The organism is Thermodesulfovibrionales bacterium (assembly GCA_035622735.1).
Taxonomy (GTDB): domain Bacteria; phylum Nitrospirota; class Thermodesulfovibrionia; order Thermodesulfovibrionales; family UBA9159; genus DASPUT01.
In genome coordinates this window covers 1-9,474 of record DASPUT010000223.1, presented here as the reverse complement: position 1 = coordinate 9,474, position 9,474 = coordinate 1, and the positions used below count along the sequence as shown (strand labels likewise).

The following is a 9,474-nucleotide window of genomic DNA, read 5'->3' as shown; positions in this document are numbered from 1 at the left end:
ACGAAAGAGATCGCAAGGCAACTCGGCCTCGGTCCGGATGAGAAGGGCGTCGTAGTGGTGAGGATTGAGCAGGGAAGTTCGGCGGATGACGCGGGACTGAAGAAGGGCGACGTAATCGAGGAAATAGACAGGAAAAGGATAACAGGGATTGAGGATTATAGACGCCTTTCCGCAGCGAAAGAATCCGGCGATGCGGCGCTTCTCTTTGTCAACAGGGGTGGCAAGAGATTCTATTTACCGCTCAATAAGTGACCATGGAGAGAGGGAGTTCATCTCCCTGTTCCTTTGCGGGATGCGATTGTTTTCTCTTTTCAGCATAGGGAATGAGTCTGCAATCAATGAGAAGGTTGACGAGGAAAGGGGGTGGAACAGGTGATAATAATTCTCCGCATTTTTATACTTTTACTATTCTTATTCTCCGGCTATTTCATAGGCCGGACATTCAACTCGATTCCCGAGGGAATCGGCATCGGCTTCCTGTGCGGAATCCTCGCCTTACTGCTTGAAAGAGTATTCAGGAAGATTGCGGTCGGAAAGATCATCGGAGGTGTTTCAGGTCTTTTCGCCGGACTTCTCTTCGCAAACCTGCTTCTTTTCCCGCTCAGGATGATATCGATCGATTTATCCCTGGTATCATTCTTTCTCAATGCGTTATTTGGTTACGGAGGACTCCTTATCGGCCTGAAGAGGGGAGAGACCCTTACGATACCGGGCATATTCAGGATCGTTAGGGGACAGGGCACGGAGGATCATGTGAAGATACTGGATACGAGTGTAATCATTGACGGCAGGATCGCCGATGTCTGCGAAGCGGGCTTTCTGGAGGGGGTATTCCTCCTGCCGCAGTTTATTCTGCAGGAGCTTCAGCATATTGCCGATTCTCCCGACCCGCTCAAGAGGGCGCGGGGGAGGAGGGGGCTCGATGTCCTCCACAGGATTCAGAAAATGGCTCATGTAACGGTTCGCATAACCGACGAGGATTTCCCGAAGATTAAGGAAGTGGATGCGAAGCTCGTGGCACTCGGAAGAACTCATGATGCCAAAGTGATAACGAACGATTTTAATCTCAATAAAGTGGCCGAACTCCAGGGTGTCGCGGTGCTCAATATCAACGAACTCGCCAATGCCTTGAAACCGGTTGTCCTGCCCGGGGAAACGCTCGCGATTTTCGTAATCAAGGAAGGCAAGGAGTATAATCAGGGAGTTGCCTATCTCGATGACGGTACGATGGTCGTTGTCGAGAACGGAAGGAAGCTCATCGGGAAGAACGCTGACGTGACCGTCACGAGCGTGCTGCAGACAACAGCGGGCAGGATGATATTCTCGAGGACCAAGGACGAATACGAGAGGGAAGAATACAAGACCATAAAGTAGCCTGTGTCCGATGGGAAAAAAGGTTATAACACTTGTACCCGCAGCCGGCCTCGGGAAGAGGCTCGGTCCAGGGACGAATAAACCCTTCTACACGCTGCTTGACAGACCTCTCTTAGTCTGGACACTGGATGCCCTTCAGCGCATCGACGAGATAGAGGAGATCATCCCCGTAATCAAAGAATCTGATATGGCGATGGCCGGAAAACTGTTCGAGCGATACCATTTCCCCAAGGTCAGAAGGGTTGCCCCCGGCGGGAAGGAACGCCAGGATTCTGTATACAACGGGTTGAAGCTTCTGGACGGGAAGGCCGATGTTGTGCTCATTCATGATGGTGTCAGACCGTTCGTGAGCGCGGAACTTGTCAGAGAGGCTCTCGGCGGCATGAGCGGGGTTGACGGCGTTATCGCGGCGGTTCCCGTGAAAGACACGATCAAAGAGACCGTCGACGGTATGGTAACGAAGACATTGAAGAGAGAGGCGCTGTGGGCAGTTCAGACGCCGCAGGTTTTTCATTACGGGTTTCTCATGGAGGCGCATGAGAGGGCGATGGCAGAACAATTCTATGCTACCGATGATTCGGCACTGGCAGAAAGGGCCGGGGGACGCATCAGGGTCGTCATGGGATCCTACGACAATATCAAGATTACGACGCCTGAGGATATATCGATGGCCGAGGTTCTGCTCAGGCGGAAAACCGGGATCGGATAGAGAATGGCTGCGAGGCCGGGGAAACGCAAGCTACTCTACGGAGAAGAGACGTGAGGATAGGTTTCGGCTATGACTCCCATAGGCTCATCAAGGGGAGGAGATGTATTATCGGGGGGGTCGAAATACCCTTCGAGAAAGGGCTTCTCGGTCATTCCGACGGTGATGTCCTTTGTCATGCCGTTACGGATGCGATCATAGGAGCCCTCGGGATCGGCGACATCGGAAGGCATTTCCCCGACACAGACCCCCGGTGGAGGGATGCCTCGAGCGTCGAGATGCTCACCTATATCGTGCATCTGGCGTCTGCTAGCGGGTACCGAGTTGCGTGGATCGACTCGACGGTTGTCGCCGAAAAGCCCCGGCTTGCACCCTACATCGAGTCGATGAAGGAGAGACTGTCCGGTTCGGGCATTTCATCAGGCGTGATCAACGTAAAGGCGAAGACAGATGAAGGCATGGGGTTTGTCGGGCGCGGGGAAGGCATTGCCGCGTACGCAGTCTGTCTCTTGCAGAAGCTGCCGTGAGGGGAGAGAAGGGTTTTTGCGATTCAGTCGCCCTCGGACTCGCGGAAGTGACTCTCTCAGTAATATCCTTCGAACGATGTTCTTCAGCGTCCCCTCGGTGCTGTTTCTCCGGTGTTCCCTGCCATAGAGTTTAAACTGCATGACAGAAAGCGCTCGGTATGATGTGATTGTTATTGGAGGCGGTCACGCCGGATGTGAAGCTGCGCTCGCCGCTTCGCGGATGGGTTTGGCTACATGCATGTTTACCATGAACCTTGATACGATCGCCCAGATGTCCTGTAACCCTGCCATCGGCGGCCTTGCAAAGGGGCACCTCGTGAGGGAGATAGACTCGCTGGGCGGTGAAATGGCGAAGAATACGGACAGGGCGGGAATTCAGTTCAGGATGCTCAACAGATCGAAGGGGCCGGCGGTCTGGTCCCTCAGGGCGCAGGCGGATAGGGTTCTTTACCGGCTTTCTCTGAGGGCGGTGATGGAATCCCGGGAAGACCTAGCGATAAAGCAGGCCACCGTCGAAAGGATTGTTGCAGAAGACGGCAGAATAAAGGGCGTTGTCACCTCCCTTGGGGTTTTTTATGGTGCTGGAACCGTCATTGTGACAACCGGAACATTCTTGAAAGGGCTTATCCATATAGGACTCGAGAACTTTCCATCGGGCAGGGCCGGAGAGTTTCCATCAGTCGGCCTTTCCGACTCTCTCAGAGGGCTTGGACTGAAAATGGGTCGGCTGAAGACGGGGACGCCCCCGAGACTGGATGCAAAATCGATAGATTTTTCTAAAACGGCTGTCCAATACGGAGACGACCCGCCGCTCCCTTTCTCCTTCACCACGGAGAGGATCATGAACCCCCAACTCCCCTGTTATGTGACGTATACCAATAGTGAGACTCACAGGATAATACGGGAAAGTCTCGACCGCTCACCTCTTTACAGTGGCAGGATAAAGTCTATCGGTCCACGATACTGTCCGTCCATTGAGGATAAGGTCGTGAGGTTCTTCGATCGGGAGAGGCACCAGGTCTTCCTTGAACCGGAAGGCCTCGAGACGACAGAGTACTATGCGAACGGCATCTCCACCAGTCTTCCCTACGATGTCCAGGAGAGGCTCGTAAGGACCATCCGGGGGCTCGAAGACGCGGAGATAATGCGGCCTGCCTACGCTATCGAGTATGATTTCGTTTATCCGCACCAGTTGAAACACAACCTCGAAACAAGGCAGGTGGAGGGGCTCTTTCTTGCGGGCCAGATAAACGGTACATCGGGATATGAAGAGGCCGCGGCGCAGGGACTGATTGCAGGAATCAATGCCGCCTTGAAACTGCTCGGTCGTGATCCTCTGGTTCTCGGAAGGCATGAGGCTTACATAGGGGTTCTCATCGACGACCTGGTGACAAAGGGAACACAAGAGCCTTACCGGATGTTTACGTCACGCGCCGAATACAGGCTTCTCCTGCGACACGGCAACGCCGACATACGTCTCATGGAAAAAGGCCATGAAATCGGTCTCCTCGACGCCGTGACATATGGGCGCTTCAGAGAGAAGAAGATGCTCCTTCAGGGAGAGATAGCGCGTATCGAGAAAACTCGCATAAAACCGCCACAGGTAAATGAGGTGCTATCCGCCTTAGGTACCACCACCCTCAGGGAAGATACCACGCTCGGGCAGCTCTTGAAGCGTCCGGAAGTAACCTACGAACTCATCAGGAAGGTTTCCCCTCCGGAGCCCGCCTTGACGGCAGATATCGGCAGGGAAGTCGAGACGGAAATTAAGTATCGCGGGTACATCCTCCAGCAGACGGAGATGGCGAGGAAACTGAAGCGGATGGACGACAGGAGGATACCACATGGGTTCAATTTTGCATCAATCAGCGGACTCTCAAAGGAGATAATCCTGAAGCTCGAAGATGTGAGGCCGGCAAACATCGGCCAAGCGAGCAGGATCCCGGGGGTCACGCCTGCGGCAGTGTCACTTCTTTTGATTGCGATAGAGAAGGGGCGGCGTAAGGCACTATAGACGGGCCGATAGTGCCCGGCGAGTTCGGCAGTGAATGAGATCAATGCGGAATAGCGTGGCATCTCAAGACTCACTCATCGTGAAGGGGTTAAGGGAGCTCTCTCTGCCCTTCACGCCGGACCAGGTGCGGCTCTTCTCTGCATACCTCACGGAACTCAAGAAATGGAACAAGGCATATAATCTCACGTCGCTGAAGACCGATGAAGATATCGTGATTAAACACTTCCTCGATTCACTCCTCTATCTGAGGGCTCTGCCCCCGGGCGAGATCAGCGTGCTCGATGTCGGGAGCGGCGCGGGATTTCCGGGAATACCCCTGAAAATCATGCGTCCCGAGATCGGCCTCTATCTTCTGGAGCCATCGTGGAAGAAGGCGAATTTCCTCAGGCATATCGCCGGAACTCTTTGCCTCAGCGGCGTTGAGATAATCGAGAAGAGAATTGAGGACCTGGAGCCTCTCCTTGTGGATGTGGCGATGACTCGGGCCCTTTTCTCGATACCGGATTTTTCGAAGAAGGCAGGTCCGTTTGTGAGAGAAGGCGGAAGTCTTATCATGAGCAAGGGACCGAGGCTGTATGAAGAGGTGAAGGCAACGAAGGAAGGAATCCCGGAGCATGAGATAATGAGCCTAATATTGCCTCTTTCCGCCATGAAACGACACTTAGTAATAATTACAAGAAAGAGACCGCCGTCGCCCGCCCCGTCACCGCATCGTTCGAATCCCCGGCAACGGGTGACACCGGAAGGCCCGAACCTTTGCATCAATGCCGACTGCCGTCTGAGAAAGGCTGGGTGTAGGGGATTTGAAGGGTGTCCGGGATTTCAGACTAAGTCTTGAGGTTCATTCTCAGTTGCGTTCGCAGATCGTTTCAGGGCGGGAGAATCCTGAAAGGCCTTCGTGAGGAGGGATGACGAGAGGGAAAATTGAAGATCTCCTCTCTCTCCTGCAACGCTCGTCTCCTAGCGAGAACGTCTTTAATCCCTGGAGGGACGTGGACCGTGAAAACGACCTGGGTCCCCGCACGCCGTGGATTCGCACAAGGCAGCTCAGGCACTATCTCGAAACGAGATTGAAGACAGCCCGATATCTGCTTATCGGCGAGGCGATCGGATATCAAGGGGGGCATTTCAGCGGTATAGCGATGACTTCCGAGCGCATCCTTCTCGGATATCTGGAGGGAGTGGGCATTTGCCCGCATGACGTTCTGCCCGGTCTTGGACCGCAGCGTACCAGCAGGCCCGAGATAATGCCGAAGGGGTTTGCGGAACCCACCGCAACCATAGTGTGGGGGACGCTCTTGCGAGCAGGTCTTAAGCCGGGTGATTTTGTATTGTGGAACGCTTTCCCCTGGCATCCCTTCGATGCAAAGAAAGGCATGCTCAGCAACCGCAGGCCGAACGGGATCGAACTGGGATATGGATCTCCCCCTCTCGAGCGGCTTCTGAGGCTCCTCCCAGGAAGGATAATCATTGCCATAGGGAAAATAGCTGCCGGCGCCATCGCGAAAAAGGGGATGGACGCTTATACCGTGAGACACCCCGCAAATGCCGGGGCACGGAAATTCAGAGAGCAGATCGGTGAAATAGTTAAGAAAACCCTGTAAGTGGCCTTCTGCGGATGGTTGAGAGAGAAAGTTCCTTGACTTTTCAAAGCCCTTCGGTAAAATGAAACATGAATAATCATTGAGGAGGCAGGGGCATGGTAAAGGCAAGAAAGGCGAGGCAGCTAAGTTTCAGCATGCAGGACCGGGCGGGGGCGCTCTCGGAAATCACGACGCTGATTGCCGGGGCAAAGGTTAATATCACATCGATATGCGCGTATACCATCGATGAAACAGCCTATTTCATGCTGATAGCGGACAGCAACGCCAAGGCGAAGAAGGCGCTCACCAAGCTGCGAGTCAAGATCGAAGAGGATGATGTGGTCGAACTAGAGATGCCGGACAAGTCGGGAGAGTTGCAGAAGATTTCGAAAAAGGTAGCTGATGCCGGCATCGATATAGGGTACATGTACGGAACGGCTGGAAGCGGCAGGTCTTCAACCTGCGTTTTCAAGACGTCCGACGATAAGAAGCTTATTAAAGTCGTCAACAAGTAATCTGTCGTGTTTTGCACCCTGAGCCGTTAGCGGCCTGACTGCAGATGGTAAACAAGGAGGCTTTCTTGTCGTTTCGGACTGTCGGCACCTTTCGTCATGAAGGATTCTCGGTCGGGCCTCCGATGCGGCCGACCAAAGAGCGGAAATGACGTTCATCTGGGTTGCCGCTGACCGCCTGACGCATTGATAAGGACAAGGACATCATGTTTGAGAACCATAGAGAACCGCTGATTCCCTTTTCCGCTTTTTTGCGGCGACTTGTCCGCAGCGTTTCTATAGCCTTCATCTTTGTTTTCCTGTCACTCGTCCTCGGAGCCTCCGGGTATCATTACACTGAGAGTCTTTCATGGCTTGACGCCACCCTAAACGCGTCCATGATCCTGACCGGGATGGGTCCTGTCAACGAGCTGCATACCACCCCCGGGAAACTCTTCGCCACCTTTTATGCGCTCTATAGCGGCGTGGCCTTTCTTACCATCGCCGCGGTCCTCTTCGCTCCGGTGATACACCGTTTCCTCCACCGGCTTCACCTCGAACTGGATACATCGAGTTCAGGAAAGAAAGACTGAACGTTTGGGGACTTGTTCCACGTGGAACAGGGTTTGACGGAAACGGGTAAGGCTAGAAGGGCTTTTCAAAACAGTTAATTACCCATGGAATCTTTATTTTGCCTATTGCGCCTTCTGGTGAGTCTGCTTCTACCCTTGTGCATGAGACTTCTTGGAGCCCTATAATGTAAAATATGTAGGTATGAATGTTCATTTCTTATCAGGGGAGACATCCTGCTTCCATCTTGAGAAGAGGGTGATCGAGAGGATAAGCAAGGGGATCCCGACGGACAAGAGACCCGATCTTACGCTCTGGATATGCCACTTTCCTCTGCCATCCCTGTCAGGCATTCAGTGTCCCGTAAAGACCGATGACTCCGGCTGTCCCCATAACGGTCCTTACGGCAAGAACTGAGAGCGAAACACTTTTTGTTTCACGTGGAACAACCCGTCTCCTTTACCTTGCCCTGCCGCCTCAGCCTCTGATAGAATTATCGTCATGGGCAGCGCCATCGCGATCGTCAACCAAAAAGGTGGGGTCGGCAAGACAACGACGGCGATCAATCTCGGGGCCTCCCTTGCCCTGGCCGAAGAAGAGGTACTCATCGTTGATACGGACCCCCAGGGCAACTCTACGAGCGGCCTGGGGGTGAACCGTGAAGAGGTAGGGAACAGCCTCTATGATGTCTATGCCGGGAGATGTGAGTATCATGAAGCGATAATACCGACAGATGTCGAACACCTGTATATCATGCCCTCTACGGTAGATCTCCTCGGCGTTGATATCGAACTGGTCGGAAGGGAAGGCAGGGAGGGCATCCTCTCACAGATCATGGCAAAGACGAGGCGAGAATACCGCTTTATCCTGATAGACTGCCCTCCTTCCCTGGGTCTGCTCTCTCTGAATGCCCTCGTTGCAGCGGATTCCGTTATCGTTCCGGTACAGTGCGAATACTATGCCCTTGAGGGTCTCAGCCTTCTCACGAAGACCCTTCACCGCGTGAGGAATTCATTTAATCCCTCCCTGGAAATAAAAGGCATCCTTCTCACGATGTTCGACACGAGAAACAGCCTCTCTCACCAGGTCGCCGATGAGGTGAGGAGACATTTCGGGGACAAGGTCTTTCAAACGGTCATTCCCCGGAACGTCACGCTCGGCGAGGCGCCGAGCCATGGGAAGCCGGCTATGCTCTATGACATCCGCTCCAGTGGAGCGCAGAGTTATCTTTCCCTAGCAAAGGAGATCCTCAATGAAAACGGCGTTAGGAAAGGGGCTTGAGTCCCTTCTCCCTGAAAAGGCGGAAGAGATTATCAATATTGACATCAACCGCATCATCCCCGGAGAGCAGCAGCCGAGGAAGGTCTTCAAGGGGTCGGCACTGCAGGAACTGGCGGTATCGATAAAAGAACGGGGGGTCTTGCAGCCGGTGATCGTCTCACGGACAGGCGACGGGACCTTCAGGATCATTGCCGGCGAGAGACGCTGGAGGGCGGCCTCTCTTGCCGGGCTCAAGAAGATACCAGCGATGATACGGGATGTCGCCTCTGCGGATTCCCTCGAAATAGCGCTGATTGAGAACATCCAGAGGGAGGACCTGAACCCCGTTGAGACGGCAGAGGCATTCCATAGGCTGATGAGGGACTTTAACCTTACCCAGGAAGAGCTTTCTGCGAAGGTCGGGAAAGAGAGGGCAACAGTCGCAAATTATCTCAGGCTCCTTAAACTTCCCGAGGAGATAAAGACCTTCATCAATGACGGCTCCCTGAGTATGGGTCACGCCAGGGCGATTCTCTCGATCGAAGGGAAGACAAACCAGTTGGAGGCAGCGAGAAGGATAATCCACAAGGGGTTAAGCGTCAGGGAAACAGAGGCCCTCGCCAAGAAATGGAGCAGCGAAGCAAGAAAGAGGTCCCGCCCGAAGAGAAAAGACGCCCAGATAGAATCCCTCGAAGAGAGGCTCATCCGCCACCTCGGCACGAAAGTCCGCATCTTCCATAAAGGCAAGAGGGGGAAGATAGAGATCGAGTACTATTCCCATGATGAGCTGGACAGGTTGCTGGAGATATTGATGCAGGAGGGAAGCTAAGGAGTCCATCTGTAGTCCCCGATGTCTTGCAGAAAGAGCCCTCGATCGGGTCGATGGTATCTGGCGAGAATGATAAATTCCCGAGCTTGCTTTCTTTAAAATCTTCTGGAAGTTGCAGAG

The 9,474-nt window shown here is 53.7% G+C and carries 12 protein-coding genes; all 12 read left to right on the top strand.

The annotated features are described in order from the left end of the window. Positions 1-252: PDZ domain-containing protein (locus VEI96_11765; GenBank protein HXX58670.1), on the top strand; the 252-nt coding region annotated here is incomplete at its 5' end. A gap of 111 nt (positions 253-363) precedes the next feature. Then, positions 364-1,374 carry a PIN domain-containing protein gene (locus tag VEI96_11760; GenBank protein HXX58669.1) on the top strand — a complete coding sequence of 337 codons (1,011 nt, stop codon included), beginning with the start codon at positions 364-366 and terminating at the stop codon, positions 1,372-1,374. A 10-nt stretch (positions 1,375-1,384) separates the two neighbouring features. After that, positions 1,385-2,083, top strand: a complete 699-nt coding sequence (gene ispD, locus VEI96_11755; protein ID HXX58668.1) for a 2-C-methyl-D-erythritol 4-phosphate cytidylyltransferase — start codon at positions 1,385-1,387, stop codon at positions 2,081-2,083. A 50-nt stretch (positions 2,084-2,133) separates the two neighbouring features. Continuing rightward, entirely contained in the window at positions 2,134-2,607 is a 474-nt protein-coding gene (ispF, locus tag VEI96_11750; protein ID HXX58667.1) for a 2-C-methyl-D-erythritol 2,4-cyclodiphosphate synthase, read from the top strand. A gap of 139 nt (positions 2,608-2,746) precedes the next feature. Next, complete coding sequence (gene mnmG, locus VEI96_11745; GenBank protein HXX58666.1) at positions 2,747-4,621, top strand: tRNA uridine-5-carboxymethylaminomethyl(34) synthesis enzyme MnmG; 1,875 nt, start codon at positions 2,747-2,749, stop codon at positions 4,619-4,621. A gap of 55 nt (positions 4,622-4,676) precedes the next feature. Beyond that, complete coding sequence (gene rsmG, locus VEI96_11740) at positions 4,677-5,459, top strand: 16S rRNA (guanine(527)-N(7))-methyltransferase RsmG (protein HXX58665.1); 783 nt, start codon at positions 4,677-4,679, stop codon at positions 5,457-5,459. Positions 5,460-5,529: 70 nt separating this feature from the next. Continuing rightward, positions 5,530-6,225, top strand: a complete 696-nt coding sequence (locus VEI96_11735) for a uracil-DNA glycosylase (GenBank protein ID HXX58664.1) — start codon at positions 5,530-5,532, stop codon at positions 6,223-6,225. A 95-nt stretch (positions 6,226-6,320) separates the two neighbouring features. Then, the gene (locus tag VEI96_11730; protein ID HXX58663.1) at positions 6,321-6,719 is read left to right on the top strand and encodes an ACT domain-containing protein; all 399 of its coding nucleotides are present in this window, start codon (positions 6,321-6,323) and stop codon (positions 6,717-6,719) included. Positions 6,720-6,922: 203 nt separating this feature from the next. Continuing rightward, positions 6,923-7,288, top strand: a complete 366-nt coding sequence (locus VEI96_11725; protein HXX58662.1) for a hypothetical protein — start codon at positions 6,923-6,925, stop codon at positions 7,286-7,288. 235 nt (positions 7,289-7,523) lie between these two features. Beyond that, on the top strand, positions 7,524-7,682 hold the full coding sequence (locus tag VEI96_11720) for a hypothetical protein (GenBank protein ID HXX58661.1): 159 nt from the start codon (positions 7,524-7,526) through the stop codon (positions 7,680-7,682). An 84-nt stretch (positions 7,683-7,766) separates the two neighbouring features. Next, positions 7,767-8,546, top strand: coding sequence for an AAA family ATPase (locus tag VEI96_11715; protein ID HXX58660.1), 780 nt, complete (start codon positions 7,767-7,769; stop codon positions 8,544-8,546). Beyond that, positions 8,518-9,354, top strand: coding sequence for a ParB/RepB/Spo0J family partition protein (locus VEI96_11710; GenBank protein HXX58659.1), 837 nt, complete (start codon positions 8,518-8,520; stop codon positions 9,352-9,354). The genes VEI96_11715 and VEI96_11710 overlap by 29 nt, the downstream gene beginning before the upstream one ends. Positions 9,355-9,474: the final 120 nt, after the last annotated feature.

Excerpts from the sequence above, each read along its gene's own strand:
- VEI96_11710 (HXX58659.1), top strand. The coding sequence starts at position 8,518 with ATGAAAACGGCGTTAGGAAAGGGGCTTGAGTCCCTTCTCCCTGAAAAG.
- VEI96_11715 (HXX58660.1), top strand. The coding sequence starts at position 7,767 with ATGGGCAGCGCCATCGCGATCGTCAACCAAAAAGGTGGGGTCGGCAAG.
- VEI96_11730 (HXX58663.1), top strand. The coding sequence starts at position 6,321 with ATGGTAAAGGCAAGAAAGGCGAGGCAGCTAAGTTTCAGCATGCAGGAC.
- VEI96_11725 (HXX58662.1), top strand. The coding sequence starts at position 6,923 with ATGTTTGAGAACCATAGAGAACCGCTGATTCCCTTTTCCGCTTTTTTG.
- VEI96_11735 (HXX58664.1), top strand. The coding sequence starts at position 5,530 with ATGACGAGAGGGAAAATTGAAGATCTCCTCTCTCTCCTGCAACGCTCG.
- mnmG (HXX58666.1), top strand. The coding sequence starts at position 2,747 with ATGACAGAAAGCGCTCGGTATGATGTGATTGTTATTGGAGGCGGTCAC.
- ispD (HXX58668.1), top strand. The coding sequence starts at position 1,385 with ATGGGAAAAAAGGTTATAACACTTGTACCCGCAGCCGGCCTCGGGAAG.